Here is a 17,505-nt window from a genome sequence, read left to right as displayed (position 1 = left end):
AAGGGGTTTTTCACTTGAATAAATGGATGACGCTATTAGGTGTTTCTGCATTGTCTGCAATGCTTCTTACTGGCTGCGGTAATAATGATGATCAAAGTCCGGCTCCGGAAGATGATACGACTGTAGAAGACACAGATACTACAGACAATAATATCATTCCAGACAATAACATCATTCCAGACGGTGACATGAATAACGGGACAGACAATAATCGTCTTAACAATGATGATGGTCTGAACAACAGAAATGGCGATAATGACAACAATGACAACAATATAGACAACGGTGATGATGGCTTTATCGATGACAACAATGACAATAATGACCGTAACACTGACAACGATCTTGATGCCGCTGAAGATGATAATGATCCTGGCGAAGACATGATTGAAGACCGTAAAGATCGCAATGACAAGGATGACAAAGATAGCTGATTTTAAAAAGGCAGTCTACAAATGTAGACTGCTTTTTTAGTCTGTATTTTTTTCTACAAAGAGCTGCTGTTTGCTGTGCATCAGTTCTTTAAACCTTTCAGACAGCACACGGCCTTCATAGCCGCTTTCAAGGAGATGATCAAGCAGCATCTCTGCATAATCCTTGCGATTCCTCATCAAGCTCCCTTGCAGCAGCACACTGATTGTGTCCGTAAATTTACTGACAGAATGGACAATGACTTCAAACGGTGCGGGGTCATTTTCCTTTTTAGAAATGACAGCATGTACTAGTAGCTTTTGTCCATCATTTAGCGCGTTTTCAAAAAAAGAGTAATCTGTGTGAGCCATATATAATTCGATCAGCCAATTATGATGGTCATCCTCTTTATTGATAATTAATCCGTCTAAAATAGGTATTGCTGTTGCGTTCCCCCCTTGCAGCAGCTGAATGGAGATAAGTTTGAATGTCTTCACTAGAATGCCTCCCCCGAAAGTATCTTAGTTCCTTTTATTATAACGCAGATTGGTTCATGCTCCAATGCATGCATATATTGACTGTTTTGACAATTTTGATTTTGCTGCTGAATTATTATTGTTATTACTATATTAAGAAATTTTTTAGGATTTATACTGCTAAAGTGGTGGAGGAAAGGATAGAAACTTGTCATACTATCGTGCCTTTCGCAAATATGTGTCGAATGGCGGGGGAATATGCGATGGAAACCAACTATTATCCTAGTATAAATTCCTGTGCAAAAGGACTTTAGCACCTTAATAGTAGAAACTAACTATGATACTTTTATAGGGTATCGATATATTCAGAAAATAAAGAATTATCAGGAGGGGAGCCTTGATATGCAAAAAGGGAAGATTTTAATCTTTGTCATTATGCTGTTTATGTTATTTTCCAATAGCGTCTTAGCTGCTGGCATACCAAATAAGGTGGAAAGTACTAAGGGGAAGGACAACCAGCTTACAGTAAAAAAAATCAGCGGCAGTGATGTAAAGGAGAAATATAAAGACACAGATACTGTCAGGGTCGTAGTCGAGATGGCAACAGAGCCGACAGTCGATTATGCTCAGAAACAGGACAAGCAAGTAAAAGAGCTGCCTAAAGCAACGAAGAAGAAGCTGAAAGAAGATAAACTTGCAGAACAGAAGGAAGTCAAGGCGAAGGTAAAGCAGGAAAAAGTCAAATTTACAGAAAAGGAAAGCTTTACAACAATCTTCAACGGGTTTAGTGGTGAAATGAAATATGGTGACATTAAAACCGTGGAAGAGCTTCCGGAAGTGGCAAAAGTACATATCGTAAATTCATATGAAAGACCAGACGAAGAAACAGATATGGTATACAGCAAAGAGCTTGTTCAAGCCCAAGAAGCTTGGCGGGATTATGGTTATAAAGGAGAAGGAATGGTTGTCGGTGTCATTGATACTGGAATCGATCCAAATCATCGAGATATGATTTTGTCTGAAGGGACAGAAGGGGAACTAACGAAATCTGAGGTAGACAAAGCTAAAACGGATACTGGCCTACTAGGCAATTACTACACAGAAAAGGTTCCGTATGGCTACAATTATATGGATGAAAACAATATTATCCAAGATGTTGCCGAAGGGGCAAGCATGCATGGTATGCATGTAGCTGGAACTGTCGGTGCGAATGGTGATGAAGAAAATGGCGGGATTAAGGGAATTGCTCCAGAGGCTCAAGTGCTTGCACTTAAAGTTTTCGGAAATGACCCTAATATGCAGTCCACATGGGGTGATATCTATATTAAAGCAATCGATGATGCAATCATCCTTGGTGCAGATGTCATTAACATGAGCTTAGGATCCACAGCTGGGTTCGTAGCAGAGGATTCTCCAGAACAGCAGGCAATCAGCAAGGCTGTTAATAACGGCATTCTTATGTCCATTTCAGCAGGAAACTCTGCACATTTAGGCAGCGGCTTTGCAAACCCGCAAAGCTCTAATCCGGACATCGGCGTGTCTGGTTCACCAGGCTTGGCCTATGACAGTGTCCAAGTAGCTTCTGTTGAAAATAATTTTATGAAATTGGATGGCTTGAATTATACAATTGGTGATGAAAATGGACAAGCAGCCTTCTTATCAGCTGGCAGTGTCCATCCCAATGATTTAGAGCAGAAGGACTTCGAGCTTTCTTATGCAGGGCTTGGAAAGCCAGAAAACTTTAACAGTGATGTTAAAGGGAAGTACGCGCTTATTCAAAGGGGAGAAATAGGATTTGTGGATAAGGCAATAAATGCCCAGAATGCTGGTGCTGCTGGAGTAATCATCTACAACAATACAGATGGATTTGTCAGTATGGCAAGTGACCCAGCTATTAAAATTCCGCAACTGTTCCTTCAGAAAACTGATGGAGATAAATTAGCAGCTGTCTTGGAGCAAAATGAAACAGTGTCTATTAATTTTGATGGCAGCCAAGTGACAGCAGCTAATCCTGAAGCCGGCAAAATGAGTGCCTTTACTTCATGGGGATTAACACCAAATCTTGATTTCAAACCAGAAATCACCGCACCTGGTGGTCAGATTTATTCTACATTAGAAAACAATCAATATGGGGTGATGAGTGGTACTTCCATGGCAGCACCGCATGTATCAGGCGGATCTGCCTTAATATTGGAAAGAGTGGACAGTGAATTTGGGGCAACAGGCTTTGATCGTGTCCGCATTGCCAAGAATTTGCTGATGAATACCTCTGAGCCTGTAACGGATATCGGTACAGTAAACAGCGCATTTGAATGGGATATTCCTTATTCACCGCGGAGACAGGGAGCAGGCTTAATGCAGCTTCATTCTGCCCTGCAATCGCCAGTCATCGTAACGGAAAATAAAACGGATGAGGCAAAGGTATCCTTAAAAGAGGTAGGCAATACATTCAGCTTTACCTTAAAGGCGGAAAACTTTAGCGATAAAGCAGTTTCATATGACATTACTGCGAATCTACAAACGGATTTTGCAGCATATGGAGAGCTGGGCTATAGTGCAGATGTTCTTGAAGCACAGGAAATTCTTGATGCGAGCATCTTGATTGACGGCAAAAAAGAGAAAACAGTGAAAATCGGGGCAAACAAAAGCAAAAAAATTAAAGTTACTGTCGATTTGAGCAAAGCAAAGGTAGTTGAACCATCCTTAACTGGAGACTTTGAAACACCTGTCGCGATTGATCAAGTGTTTGAAAACGGCTATTTTGCTGAAGGCTTTGTAACATTCACAGACCCGACAGACATGAATGCAGACTTGAATGTCCCTTATGTAGGCTTTAAAGGGGATTGGAACAAGGCTCCTATTCTTGACGGAATGAAATATGATACAGAGTCTTTCTATGGCATGAGTGGAGCAGTAACTACAGATGGAGAAGATTTCTCCTACTTAGGTTATGATCCTGTAAACGATAAATATACGAAGGAAGGCATTGCATTTTCACCTAATGGAGATGGTATTCAGGAAGATATCATTCCAGTGCTTTCATTCCTGCGCAATGCAAAAACCGCCGAGTTCTCTATTGTAGACAAAAACGGGAAAACAGTGCGTACCCTTCTTACAGAGGAAGAAGTGACAAAGGATTATTATGACAGCGGCAACGGAACATCCTACAAGCTCGACAGCGATTGGGCATGGGATGGAAAAGTGAACAATAAGCTAGTGGATGGTCAATACTACTATCGTATCAGCGCTACGATTGATTATCCTGGTGCTAAGCCGCAAATTGTTGATATCCCAGTGAAGGTCGACACGAAATCTCCATCTGTTAAAGCAGAGCTGACAGAAAATAATAAAGTGCTTGCAGTAGCTGCTTCAGATGATAAGAACGGGTCTGGTATCGCATATGTAGATATTTTGAAAGATGGAAAGTCCCTTTTAGAAAAACCATTAAGTGCTGACAGTGAAAGTTATACATTGTCCAAAGCGTTAAATGCTGGTGAAAGTCTGACAGTTGTTGCTTATGATTATGCTGGAAATGCAGCAGAAACAAAGCTTACAGCAACAGATACTAAAAAGGATACAACCATCCCAGTTGTTTCTTTAAATGATCCAGAAGCGCTTGGTATTTTTAATACGTTAGAGGTGCCTTTCACAGGCACGATTAAAGATGAATCAGCAATTAAGGAACTAATCATTGCTGGGAAGACGATTCCAACAACGCTTAATCAAGAAACAGGAGAATATGAATTCAGCCAAAGCTTGCCTTTCAAGAGCGGTGTCCACGCTTTTGAAGTAAAGGCGGTAGACGCTGCAGATAATACGGCAGTCTTCAAAAGAACGATTATGGTTGATAATGAGAAGGCATCTCTGCAATTAAGTGGTTTGCCAATAAACCGTATCGTAAAAGCAAACAAGAAAAGTGTAACAGTTGACGTTACAGCACGTGATAATTTTGATGAGCTGAAGCTTACCCTTAACGGCAGCCAGCTGTTTGCACAGAAATTTAAAGAGCCGTATGCAATGAGAAGTATAGAGAAAAAGCTTAAGAAGGTGGAGCTTATGCTTGAACCAGGCCTAAACGAATTCACTTTTGAAGCGATAGATCTTGGAGGTAATAAAACATCCAAGACAATCTATTTCTACAAGCTCGGAAAAACGGAGAAGCAATCAAGTAAAACAGTTGTTCCTGCTGATAAAGAATAGTTAGAAAAACCTAAAGGCCAATCAAATTGGTCTTTAGGTTTTTACTTTGGAAAACGATAAAACCCGGAGCTAGCGAGGCTCCGGGTTTTAGTGATTAAGAGAGGGATACAAGATCCTTCAGGTCATCTGTTGAAAGCTCTGTCAGCCAATTTTCATTTTGGATGATTTGGTCATTCAACGATTGTTTTTTCTCAAGCATAGCATCTATTTTTTCTTCCAATGTTCCTGTGCAGATCATCTTATGAACATGAACAAATTTTGTTTGTCCTATTCTGTATGCACGGTCTGTAGCCTGATTCTCTACAGCCGGATTCCACCAGCGGTCATAATGAATTACATGGTTTGCTGCAGTCAGGTTTAGTCCCGTTCCTCCAGCCTTTAAAGACAGGAGGAACACAGGGAACTCATTATTTTGGAATTGCTGTATCAGTGTATCCCTTGTGTTTTTCGGCACACTGCCATTCAAGAAAGGTACGTCCACCTTGTATTTCTTTTTGATCATTTCTTGAATCATATGACCCATCTCAATATATTGAGTGAAAATCAGGCAGCTTTCTCCTTGCTCTAGAATAGCATCAACAAGTTCGGCAAGTTTCTCCATTTTGGTGGAGCGGTCGATTAATTGAGCAGGATTTTCTTCCTTCAAATACAAGGCAGGATGGTTGCAAAGCTGCTTCAGCCTGCTTAGCATCTGTAATACGAGTCCTTTTCTTTCAAAGCCGGTCAGCTGCTCTATCCGCACAAATGTATCCGTAACAAGCTGTTCATAAAGGGCTGCCTGTTCAGGGGTTAAGCCGCAATATTCCTTCTGCTCAAGCTTATCAGGCAAGTTAAGGGCAACCTCTTCATCCTTTTTCGTTCTCCGCAACAGGAATGGACGAATGAGTGACTGAAGCCGTTCAATTCTTTCCTTTTTATTATCCTTTTCAATTGGAATGACAAACCGCTTTTGGAATTGCCCGATACTGCCAAGATACCCATGATTCGTGAAATCAAATATCGACCATAATTCATTGAGTCTGTTCTCCATTGGTGTGCCGGAAAGGGCGATATAATGTCGGCCTTTTAATTTACGGACAGCACGAGATTGCTTCGTCTGCGCATTCTTTATGTTCTGTGCCTCATCAATCGAGATGGAGCTCCATGTCACCTTTTCAAACTGATCAAAATCAATATGAGATAGACCATATGAAGTGAGAACAACATCATAATTCTGCAGCTCTTCAAGGAATTCCTCATCCTTCAAACGGTTTGATCCATAATGCAAATAGGTTTTGAGTGACGGTGCGAACCGTTCTATTTCCTTTTGCCAGTTCCCTAACACAGATGTAGGACAAATAATCAATGCTGGAGCATGATCCTCCCTGTCCGTCTCCTTCACTTTCAGCAAGTAGGAAATAAGCTGAACTGTTTTGCCGAGTCCCATATCATCTGCGAGAACCGCGCCAAATCCATACTTGCGTAAGAACAATAGCCAGCTCATGCCGAGAACCTGATAGTTTCTCAAATCTCCGAGAAACTTGCTTGGCACTTGCTCAAGGGGCAGATTTTTAACCTCCTTCAACTGGTGAATCATCGTTCTCCATTGCCTGTTAAGCTCAATCTGGATTTTCGCAAAAGCTTTAGGATTATCCAGTTCATCAGCAGATAAGTCATCCTGCTGATTTAGCTCCTGTTCAATTAAATCCCTCACATGCAAGCCTTCCTGCTCTGCTTTTTTCATGAGATCCTGAATTTGCTTAATAAAGGAGGGATCGAGCTTAATCCATCGTCCTCTTATAAAGACAAGCCTCCGTTTTTCCTCTACCATTTGCTTAAATTCATCTTCAGACAAAGTCACACCATTCATGGAAAAGCGCCAATTATAATCAAGCATTGCCTGCAGGCCGACAAAAGATGGGCGGTGGCTAGTAGTCGCAACCTTAGCCTTCACTTTCATGCTGGCACTTTTCATCGCTTGCCACCATGATGGCAGCAGAATGTCAACTCCAAGGGCAAGCAATGTTTCACTCGCATCTGTAAGAAAAAGCCATGCTTCTTCTTCTGTCAGCTGATTTGTCAGCCCTTTTTTGCCGGCGAGCCATGGGAACAGGGAAATCCATCTGGCCTGCTCTTCTTCAATATAACCTTCGTATTCAAGCCACTTTGTTGGGATGCCCTGTTCTTCTAAATCAATGACATTATCAGGATTGCTTTTTGCTTTCAAGAATATGTCGATATTCCATGTTTCCGTTAAATCAGCAGGCTCCACAAGTTTTATTCCTAATGTGAAAGGGTATGGAGTACTTTTGAGTCCCATCCATTCTTGCCAGGTTTCCTCTGTGAAATAGGCAGCCAGACTGGCAGAGGAAATATTTGCATTCCGCAACGCATGGATTTTCTCTCCAAAGACCCGTTTGCTTTCTTCATGCTCATTTAAGTACTCATCCAATGAGTCATGGAACCATTTTTTGATAAAGGATAAATTGCTTGTTCCTTCCAGTTCTTCGTCCAATGTTTCTTCCCAGAAATAGTCATTGAATTCTTCTGTGACACGCTTAGGCAACGCCCATTGGAAGGTATCCTTTTCCCAATTGCGGAAGTCTGGAATCCACTCTTTATTTTGGATAGACTCATACAAGCTTGGCGCTGCTGACAAGCAAACCTGCGCAGTGTCATTCCAATCCCATTCCATAAACCGGTTGAACCGTTCATTGGCAAACAGGGTGACCAGTTGCCATGGAGTGAGAGCAATTCCTTCCGTGCCAGCGACAGTTTCAGCGTTCAAAAATGTACCATAAAAGCTTTCTTCATGATGCTGGAAGAGAAGATTCTTCCAATAGCTTGGATATAAGTAGTCGTGATCAGCCTCTCCAGTTAAGAAAAAGCCTTTATCTTGATAATAATGAACATTAATTTTTAAATAATTATTCTTCAGCATGTATCAATTTACCCTTTCTGCATTCTTCATGAAAGGCTCTTAAACGTTTCGTCCGATCAAGCGTCATCTTTAAGAACAGCTCAAATTGCTGCTGTTTTTTTAATTTTTTATAGATAGTCCGCAGCTTTTTCATTTGGCGGACAGCAATGCGGTAATGGTCTCTGCTTTTTTGATCAATATGTTCCTGGACAGAGCGGTGATACAGCGATAAGAGCAATGCTTGATCGTATTCCTGCAGTGTCTTAATTTGCTCTTTTGTCAGCATATCGATTCCGAGTCCCATATAGGTATATAAATCAATCCATTTATCAAACTGCTTCTGTTCATACAAGAAGTCTTCGTATTTCCTGTAGCTGTATGGCAAAGTTTGATTAAACAGCCGTTCTAAAATATCCATCCTGTTTTTAGCATGACAAAACGGAGTAGCTGCCCTGATGCTCATACTTGTGAATTCATGGCAGAATTCAAAGTCATTCTCCTGTTGGATATAAGCTTTTAAGGATTGGATAAAAGGCGTTAAATACAATTCTAGTCTGTTCCAATCTCGTTTACTGTTGAGAATGTCTAACCAATAGAGCATATATGGCATGATCTCTACCTGCAGTTCCTGAATGCTGTGAACTGCCTTTTCGTCTTCTCTTAGAAGGACTTGCAAATGGGTAGCAGCAACCTTCTCTGTGAAAACTGGAGATTCTATGCTTGTGAGCTTTTTCAGCTCATCAAGTCTCCATTGTTTTTTCGTGAACAAGTTGGTCCAAAGGATTCGATATATTTGAATACTCTCAAATTCAATCGTCTTATGGAGATGCAATATTTCCCCGCTGTCATCTTTTAGCTTTTCCAAAAAAAGATCAAAGGCGAAGGGAAAGGTGAAATTGGACAGCCTGTTTAAATACTCCTGCACTCCTTGGAGCAAATCCTGAAATATATGGCGGTAATAACGGTTGATTACTCCGTCCGCGTGATTATTTTCTTTGCTCATGGAAAGAAACAGCTTAAAGGTGATTACATGCCCAACTAAAAGGTATAAATACTTCCACTCATTTTGCTGAGGAGAGGAATTTTTTAATTTGCGCATATATATATAGTACATTTCAGATATAGCACTAGGCTTCCTGCTGCTTTCTCCAATAACAGACTGAAAGGTTTCAGTGAAGAAGTCGACCCATTCTTCATAATCCGGTTCTTTGTTTCCCGGTTTTTTCAACAGATCGCTCGCACGCATAAGCGGAAGGCTGCTTAAATCAACAGCAGCTTTTTGAGGCGGCTGTCTCCACTCTGAAAGCCAAGCTGATACTTTGCCTGCAGCTCCGAGCACAGAGAAAAACAAGGCAAGCTGATGCCTGCAGTATCCTTCAGCAAAGCAAGTGCAACTGCTCATAGAGATATCATCAATATGAAGCACAGCCTTTGCAGAATTTACATCTTGTATAACCCCAGTCACTGTTTCGTGATCAATCTTCACTTGTGAGACATAATTTTGCCGATATAGAAGCAGCCCTTTTTCGACAACTTTCTGCGTAAGGGGATCACTAGAATCGAGAGCTTCTTGAAAGTTCTTAGCACATTGGTTTAAATGCTCTAAATATTGTTCATGCAGCATAGTAAATCCCTCCAGAAATCAGCGAAACCAAACAATCATGAGAAGCTGATTCATAATATGATAATCAAGAACTTGGCGTTCGTTTCTAAAAAAAGTCCATTTAATAATTATAGCGTTTTTTTGCAGGAGATGGTAGGGAAGAGGCAGGAGAAATAACAATTGCATAAAAACAAACAAGACCAGCCTTTTATAGGCTGGTCTTTGCTTTCATTAGTATAAACGTTTAATACTGTTAAAATGCTTCTTGTAATAAGCGTTATCTAAGCTTGTCTTTCTGACACCGTCAGAATCTGCGTGAACGAACTGATTATTGCCGATATAGACGCCGACGTGAGAGATTCCTTCTTTGTATGTATCCTCAAAGAAGACTAAATCACCGACAGCAGGGACATCAACATAGAAGCTGCGGTCATAATAACCTTGTGCAGAAAGACGGCTAATGGAATCACCAGTTTTGTTAAACAAGTAGTAAATTAGTCCGCTGCAATCAAAACCAGCTGTTGTAGATCCTCCCCAAGCATATGGAATACCAATTAAACTGTTTGCTACCGAAACAATGCTTTTATTAGAAGAGCTGTTGTCAGAAATGAATTCTGGCTTGCTTGCTTCCTCTTTATCAGCAGAGCTGTTTGTTTCCGTTACATTTCCTGTTGAACCGGTAACCTTCAGCTTTTGGCCAGGGAAAATAAGATCAGATGTTAAATTATTCAACTGCTTTAGTTTCGCAACGGAAAGATTATAAGATGATGCTATTTTTCCTAATGTATCTCCGCTTTTGATGGTGTATGTACCTGTACTCACAGTTGATGAGTTGTTTAATGATGAGCCAGAACTTGATGAATTGTTGCTGCTGGAAGACCCAGAAGAAGATGGTCTTGATACAACAAGCACATCACCAGGATATATAATGGTAGAACTGATGTTATTCCATTGCTTCAATTCGCCTAACGTAATCGAGAACTTGTTTGCAATCTTAATCAATGAATCTCCGGAAACGATCTTATAAGTTTTTGTGCTTGAAGTTGTTGTCTGTTTGTTTGCAGTTGTTGTGCTGCTTGAAGATGAACCTGTGCCTGCCACATTCAGCTTCTGATTCACATAAATAAGATCAGAGGATAATTTATTATCAGATTTCAATTGCTTGACAGTAGTATTATACTTGTTCGCAATCTTGCTTAGAGTATCGCCTTTCTTAACTACATAAGTACTAGCTGACGCATGGACAGAAAAAGCAGTCGAAAGAATAGCGGCAGTAGCAAAGACTGTGACTTTTTTCTTCATTTTTTTACACTCACTCCCAAAAAAATATAATTATCTAAAACTATCTTATCATAACGTATCGGTCTATAGTACCCGTTTTCATAGAAAAATAGGGTCGAAGAAGCAAAAATAGGAAATTAATCATGGTTAATTTAGGGTCTATTAAACATATTACGGGGAATAGGAGGAAAAGTGTCTAAAATAAAAAAGACAGGCGCCAAATAGGGATTTCCTAATCGGTCAGCCTGTCATTATGCTCCTCTTGCCATCTGTCTATCTTCTCTTGAATATAATCTGTATATCGGCTATCCTTTACTAAGTGGAAAATAACAAGTGCTTCTTTCATATAATTGCTGGCAAGCTTGAAATTCTCCTGCTGCTCATAATTATAGCCGATATGATAGTGAAAATGGGCAAGTAAGTATAGGTTGTCCTTTTGAATAGCCCAATCGATACCTTCTTTACAATAGGAAATGGAAGACTCGTATTCATTCAAGTCTGTAAGTGCTTTGGCGATGTTGAAGTACAATCGGCTTTTAATTGTCTCATCCTGCAAATGAGGTATTTTTTGCAAATAGGATAAGGCCTTGTAATAAATCTGCAAGGATTCCTCTAGTAATCCTTCTTCATAGTGAAATATTCCTTTGCTGATAAAGATCTCAATCTCTTTTTCGGTGAAAATCTTTTCAAATGTTAAGGCGATGGCATCTTCAATCAACTCTAGAGCTTTAGGGAAATCCTTATCTACCTCATAGACATATATGGCCTTATGCCATAGAAGGATTTGATAATGCCTCTTATTGCGTGTAAACAGCGGGTTTTTCTCTTCCGCTTCAACGATTTGCTTGATTGTTTCATAGTCTGTATTTCGTCGGGCAGCTTTTAATTGTCTGCTTGTTTCGATAACGTAATCGAGTCTTGGAGTTGTGCCGATATCAAAGAAATAGTTCACGTCTATTCCTAACCTTTGTGAGATTAAGTACAATGTGGATGAAAGCGGCAGGACCTCTCCCTTCTCAATTTTACTAATTTGCGCTTGTGTGCAAATATTGTGGGAAAGTTCTTTTTGTGAAAGTCCTACCTGTTTTCGCAATTCCTTTATTTTCTCTCCAACAGCTGAAAAATCCAATTGATCACTCCCTAAAAATATTCCTAAAGTTATATTTTTGTGCGCATGCATGTAAAAAAGCCTAAAAAAAGAGCTATATCACTCGTTATCAGTCATAATCACGAATACATCTATTTATATAATATGATTTAATAGATTTTACCGCAATATATTAAGAATATTTTGCTATTTAAAGAAGTGCCCACCTACGCCTTCTTTAAAAGGAGAGCAAGATAAAATCTTAATTGAGCATACTTAATAGAACCTTATCGGTTTCTATTAAACCCCATTTATCTGTTTTACGAGTAGTCCTTTTATCTCCAATTTTCTGCCGTTTTCTTTATGAGAGCGGTCTTTTTTTATGTGAATTAATTCTCCCCCCATTTACTCTTCAAAGGTGCTGGTTCCATTCATTATTGCATGCTGCCTCATTCTGCTATAATAGGAAAAAAACCTGTTGGGAGCAAAAAGTAATGAAAAAAAGATGGAGCCTGTTTGCTACCATTATGACACTTATCAGTGCAGTGGTTATTTTCTCCTTATTAATGACAGATATCCTGATCAGCAATTTGATTAATAATCATACAATAAACAGCCTGGAGGAAAAGGCTTTAACTATATCTAGAATTGTAGCGAAAACAGAAATTGTTCAAAATGCTCTTGAAGGAGACGAAGAAGCAAAGAATCATATTCAGGCATATACGAAGGAAATTCAGCTAGATAATGGCGTGGAGTTTGTCGTTATTCTTGATATGAACGGAATTCGCCTCACTCACCCTGATGTCCAAAAGATAGGAAAGAAGTTCAAGGGTGGAGATGAGGTGAAGGCTTTGTCAGGGAATGAACAGACTAGTGTTTCAAAAGGTACACTAGGAAAGTCGATGCGGGCATTTACTCCTGTATATTCAGAGGAAGGTAAACAAATCGGAGTTGTAGCAGTCGGAATTTCTCTTGCTAAAGTCAATGAAGTGCTGGCTGAAGGGAAGTGGATTATTGTATACGGGTCCCTGCTCGGATTGCTGGCAGGAATAGTTGGCGCCTATCTGCTGGCAAAATATATTAAAAGAGTGATGTTTAACATGGAGCCGGCTGCTATTGCTAAACTGCTGCAGGAAAGAAGTGCAGTCATTAATTCTGTCAGAGAGGGCATTATAGCAGTTGATATGGCAAGAAATATCACCCTCGTCAATCAGTCTGCTATCGATTATTTACATAAACTAGGATTAAATACCAATCCAATCGGCCTGCCGATCAGCAGTTATATTCCTTCAAAGGAACTCGACCTTGTATTAGAAACAGGTGAAGCGCAGCTTGATGAAGAACAGATTATCAATGGCACGACCATCCTTGTAAACAGGGTGCCGGTTAAGGTCGATAATAAAATTGTGGGTGCGTTGTTCACCTTCAGAGACAAAACAGAAATAAAAAAACTGTCCGATCAGCTTTCTGGTGTGAAAACCTATGCAGAAGCATTGCGGGCACAATCCCATGAATTTATGAACCGCATGCAAGTTATTATCGGCATGCTTCATATGAAAAATTACGACAGGCTGAAGGAATATCTTGATGACATTGTCGATCAGCAAAGCGGAGATATTTCTGCCATTACTAGTAACATAAAGGATCCAGTCATAGCGGGCCTTCTGCTTGGTAAGCTCAGCTATGCAAGAGAAAAGGGCGCAAGCTTGAAAATATCCGTTCTAACCGTTATTCCTGAATTGACTGCAGCTGCTTCCTTTGAAATCATCACAATATTAGGGAATTTGTTGGATAATGCTTTAGATGCAGTGGAGACTAGTTCGGATAAAGAAATTGAACTAAAGCTTAAAATGACCAACGGAATGATAGATATGATAGTGAAGGATACAGGGAAAGGCATGACTAAGGAAGAAGAGGCTCATATCTTTGAAAAAGGGGTTTCCTCAAAGGGAGAAAATCGAGGTTTTGGTCTTTATTTAGTCGGTGAAAGCTTGCGCAAGGTGTGTGGAACGATTGAAGTGAAAAGCGTCCTTAATAAAGGGACGACATTTAAAGCAAGTATTCCCTATATGAAGGAGGAAAACGGAAGTTGATTTCTGTATTGATTGTAGAAGACGATCCAATGGTAGCCGAATTTAATAAGCAATTTCTACAAGAGCTGAATGGCTTTAAAATCGGCGGCGTTGCCAGCCAAGTGGACGAAGCGATAGAGATAATTAAGAGAGAAAGTATTGATTTAGTGCTGCTGGATGTGTTTATGCCCGGAAAAAGCGGACTGGATTTCCTTTCTTATATAAGAGAGCTAAATGAAAATATGGATGTGATTTTAATCACAGCCGCATCTGACATGGAGCATATTCAGGCAGCCCTCCGATTAGGAGCTGTTGACTATATAATTAAGCCTTTTAAATTTGAACGCTTTAAAGAGTCATTAATGAACTACGCTCAAAAGAAAGAATTTATGAAGGAGCAGACGAAAGTCAGCCAGAGCTTCCTTGATGAACAGATCCTTAACCGAGACCAAAAGGCTGCAAAAGCAGAGCTGCCGAAAGGCTTGACGAAGGAAACGCTCAAAATTGTCTGGGATGCGATAGAAGCACAGCTTGAACAGGAATTCACAACAGACATTATCGCAGATGAAACACAGATATCAAGGGTGTCAGTAAGAAAATACCTGAACTTCCTTAACGAGCAAGATATTATCAAGGTAAGGCTGACATATGGCAGCATCGGCAGACCGGTCAACGTCTATTACGTAAATACGAAAAGAGCTGGCTGGATTGAGCAGTTTCTGTAATAAAGCATGCATATATAAGAAGGTCCCTGATGAACAGGGGCCTTTTTGCATTAGCTTATAGAAACCGCCGCTTTGTATCCTTTGTCGGGAGCATGCAATGATCTTTTTTACCGAACCATTTATAGCGATTTTTAGCGACATAGTCATAGATTGGGTCCCGTATGAATGAGGGAATAATTTTAAAGATATAGGCAAGCTTCCAAGCTCCCTGTAAATGGAGACAGATTTGAAGAGCAGCAGCTGATTTTTCATAAAGCCTACCATTTTCAATAAGTATGACACTATTTATCGTGAGGTCCTTTTTGAAGGGAGTGAGAAGCTCCTTGCCTTTTTCCTCCTGCAAAGGTGCAAAGGTAAAATAAGCGGCAGGGTCTCTTTTAATGATAAATTGAACGGCACTGTTGCAAAGATTGCAGACACCATCAAATAATATGACCGCCTTCATTTTTCCACCTGCATTTCTATGTTTTTTTCTAATCTAACATTTTTCCTTTATTAAGGAAAATATATTTCAAGAAAATGACAGGATAAATTATAATGAAATATGAAATATGGCAAGAAAAAGGCGATGTGCTGATATTTGTAAGAAAATTAAGTGGTGCTGTTGTAATATTCTTTTAATTTAAGTGTAAAAAATGGTACGCTTATACTAGGAGGGGAGAATGAGAATGAAGAAACTATTATGGCTATTGCCGATGATTCTGATTGTAATATTGGCTGGATGCAATAATGATGAGCCTACCCCGGATGATAGGCTTTCCCAATACATAAAGCTGTGGAATGACCAGAAGTTTGATGAAATGTACGGCTATCTGTCTTCCGAAGCGAAGAAGTCAGTTTCAAAGGAAGATTATGTTTCTCGTTATGAGAAATTATACAGTGATTTGGAAATCAAAGATTTGAATGTTTCTGCTAAAAAGCTGTCAGAAGATGAAAAGGATGATAATAAGAAAAAAGAGACTGCAGAGATTCCTTTCACAGCTAAAATGAACAGTATGGCAGGAGAAATCAGCTTTGATAAGGCTGCGAAGCTTGTGAAAGAAGAGCGCGATAAAGAAGAAAACTGGTATATAGATTGGGATACAACGTATATCTTTGCCGATTTAGGTGCTGAGGATAAAGTTTCATTAGAAACGGTTCCTGCAGAACGGGGAGCTATTGTTGATGTTTATGAAAATCCAATGGCGATGAATGGCATCATTTATCAAATCGGTCTTGTGCCTGAACAAATGGAAAATCAGACAACAGAAGTAGAAGAGCTTGCGAAATTGCTGGATATTAAAAAGGAAACAATTGAAAAGGCTTTAAGTGCAGATTGGGTACAGCCAAACCTGTTTGTGCCAATTAAGAAGCTGGCAACAGGCGATCAAGCATTTCTTGAGAAACTGTTTGCCCTTCCAGGTGTTCAGAAGCAGGATGTTGCAGGCAGAATTTATCCATATGGAGAAGCTGCAGCTCATTTAATCGGCTATATTGGCAACATTACTGCCGAAGAGCTGGAAGAGCAAAAAGGCAAAGGCTATTCAAGCTCTGATGTTATTGGAAAAAGAGGCTTGGAGCAAGTTTATGAAGAGAAGCTGAGAGGCGAAAACGGCGCGACAATTTCGATTTCTAAGGTCGATGGCACAAGTGTCACTCTCGCTGAAAAAGAAGTCAAAAATGGTGAGAACATCAAGCTGACTATCGATGGCGAGCTTCAAAAGAAAATATATGATGAAATGGACGGAGAAGCAGGAGCAGCTGCTGCAATCAATCCGACTACAGGGGAAACGATGGCCCTTGTCAGCAGTCCGTCTTATGACCCTAACAAGGTGGTTGCAGGGCTGACAATTTCTGAACAAGAAGAGTACAACAATAATAAGCTGGAGCCTTACACGAACCGCTTTAAGAACACATATGCACCAGGATCTGTGCTGAAGCCGGTTGTGGCAGCGGCAGCTTTAACAGAAGGTGTCATCACACCAGAGCAGGAACGCAAAATTACGACAAAGCAATGGCAAAAAGACAAATCATGGGGCAACTATTATGTAACGAGAGTGCATACTAGCAGTGAACCTGTTAATCTAGCTGATGCCTTGCTGTACAGTGATAATATTTACTTTGCGCAGACAGCATTAGATATGGGCAAAGATAAATATACAACAGAGCTGAAGAAATTCGGTTTTGAAGAAGAGTTTGATTATGCATATCCAATTACGAAAGCAACGATCGGCAAGCTGGACAGTGATATTCTGTTAGCTGACTCAGGCTATGGCCAAGGCCAGGTTCAAACAAGCGTTATTCAGCTTGCAGCAGCATATACACCGTTTGTTAACGGCGGCAACTTAATCAAGCCAATCCTTCTTCAAGACGAAGAAAAGGGCAAGGTCTGGAAGGAAGGCATCATGAGCAGTGCAACTGCTAATACAATTTCAGATGATTTGCAGCAAGTAATCGACAGTCCAAGTGGAACAGCACATGCTGGCAAAATCAACGGTATGACGCTTGCTGGGAAAACGGGTACTGCCGAGCTGAAAGCAAAGCAAGGTGAAAAGGGTACAGAAAACGGCTGGTATGTGACATATGATAAGAAAGATAAGGATATGCTTGTGGCGATGATGATTGAAGGTGTCCAAAATAAGGGCGGTTCTAGTCATGTTGTGAAAAAGGTCAAAAATATCCTCGAATAAACGTTAAGTCTGCAAAGGGCAATCCTTTGCAGGCTTTTTTCTTTAGTTTGGCAAAATATTTTTTTGAGTAATTGCTTGCAAG

11 protein-coding genes are annotated in these 17,505 nt (G+C 40.2%); 5 read left to right on the top strand and 6 right to left on the bottom strand.

Annotation, left to right across the window (positions count from 1 at the left end; all coding sequences use genetic code 11):
- Window positions 1–26 precede the first annotated feature (26 nt).
- Window positions 27–434 carry a hypothetical protein gene (locus M3600_RS15095; protein WP_251646600.1) on the top strand — a complete coding sequence of 136 codons (408 nt, stop codon included), beginning with the start codon at window positions 27–29 and terminating at the stop codon, window positions 432–434.
- Window positions 435–470: 36 nt separating this feature from the next.
- On the opposite strand, the gene M3600_RS15090 is transcribed toward M3600_RS15095, so the two are convergent.
- Window positions 471–908 (bottom strand): YwpF-like family protein, encoded by a 438-nt coding sequence (locus M3600_RS15090; protein WP_233315899.1) that lies wholly within the window; start codon window positions 906–908, stop codon window positions 471–473.
- Between the two features lie 381 nt (window positions 909–1,289).
- On the opposite strand from M3600_RS15090, the gene M3600_RS15085 reads away from it, so the two are divergent.
- Window positions 1,290–5,087, top strand: a complete 3,798-nt coding sequence (locus tag M3600_RS15085; protein ID WP_251646598.1) for a S8 family serine peptidase — start codon at window positions 1,290–1,292, stop codon at window positions 5,085–5,087.
- Between the two features lie 94 nt (window positions 5,088–5,181).
- On the opposite strand, the gene M3600_RS15080 is transcribed toward M3600_RS15085, so the two are convergent.
- The 4 genes from M3600_RS15080 to M3600_RS15065 all read right to left on the bottom strand — a co-directional run bounded on the left by M3600_RS15080 (window position 5,182) and on the right by M3600_RS15065 (window position 11,999).
- Window positions 5,182–8,007 carry a DEAD/DEAH box helicase gene (locus M3600_RS15080; RefSeq protein WP_237942054.1) on the bottom strand — a complete coding sequence of 942 codons (2,826 nt, stop codon included), beginning with the start codon at window positions 8,005–8,007 and terminating at the stop codon, window positions 5,182–5,184.
- Entirely contained in the window at window positions 7,994–9,610 is a 1,617-nt protein-coding gene (locus tag M3600_RS15075; protein ID WP_237942053.1) for an SWIM zinc finger family protein, read from the bottom strand. The genes M3600_RS15080 and M3600_RS15075 overlap by 14 nt, the downstream gene beginning before the upstream one ends.
- A gap of 210 nt (window positions 9,611–9,820) precedes the next feature.
- Window positions 9,821–10,891, bottom strand: coding sequence for a C40 family peptidase (locus M3600_RS15070; RefSeq protein ID WP_233315895.1), 1,071 nt, complete (start codon window positions 10,889–10,891; stop codon window positions 9,821–9,823).
- 211 nt (window positions 10,892–11,102) lie between these two features.
- The gene (locus tag M3600_RS15065) at window positions 11,103–11,999 is read right to left on the bottom strand and encodes a helix-turn-helix domain-containing protein (RefSeq protein ID WP_233315894.1); all 897 of its coding nucleotides are present in this window, start codon (window positions 11,997–11,999) and stop codon (window positions 11,103–11,105) included.
- Window positions 12,000–12,451: 452 nt separating this feature from the next.
- Here M3600_RS15065 and dcuS point away from each other — a divergent pair, with 452 nt between their 5' ends.
- The gene (dcuS, locus tag M3600_RS15060) at window positions 12,452–14,050 is read left to right on the top strand and encodes a DcuS/MalK family sensor histidine kinase (RefSeq protein ID WP_237942052.1); all 1,599 of its coding nucleotides are present in this window, start codon (window positions 12,452–12,454) and stop codon (window positions 14,048–14,050) included.
- The gene (locus tag M3600_RS15055) at window positions 14,047–14,754 is read left to right on the top strand and encodes a response regulator (RefSeq protein ID WP_233315892.1); all 708 of its coding nucleotides are present in this window, start codon (window positions 14,047–14,049) and stop codon (window positions 14,752–14,754) included. Before dcuS ends, M3600_RS15055 begins: the two co-directional genes overlap by 4 nt.
- A 55-nt stretch (window positions 14,755–14,809) precedes the next feature.
- Here the strand turns inward: M3600_RS15055 and M3600_RS15050 are convergent, their stop codons facing one another.
- On the bottom strand, window positions 14,810–15,199 hold the full coding sequence (locus M3600_RS15050; RefSeq protein WP_233315891.1) for a thiol-disulfide oxidoreductase DCC family protein: 390 nt from the start codon (window positions 15,197–15,199) through the stop codon (window positions 14,810–14,812).
- Window positions 15,200–15,422: 223 nt separating this feature from the next.
- Here M3600_RS15050 and M3600_RS15045 point away from each other — a divergent pair, with 223 nt between their 5' ends.
- On the top strand, window positions 15,423–17,423 hold the full coding sequence (locus tag M3600_RS15045; protein ID WP_233315890.1) for a penicillin-binding transpeptidase domain-containing protein: 2,001 nt from the start codon (window positions 15,423–15,425) through the stop codon (window positions 17,421–17,423).
- Window positions 17,424–17,505: the final 82 nt, after the last annotated feature.

This window comes from Niallia sp. MER 6, from assembly GCF_023714395.1.
Lineage (GTDB): Bacteria > Bacillota > Bacilli > Bacillales > Cytobacillaceae > Niallia.
This window is presented reverse-complemented; position numbering and strand designations above follow the sequence as displayed.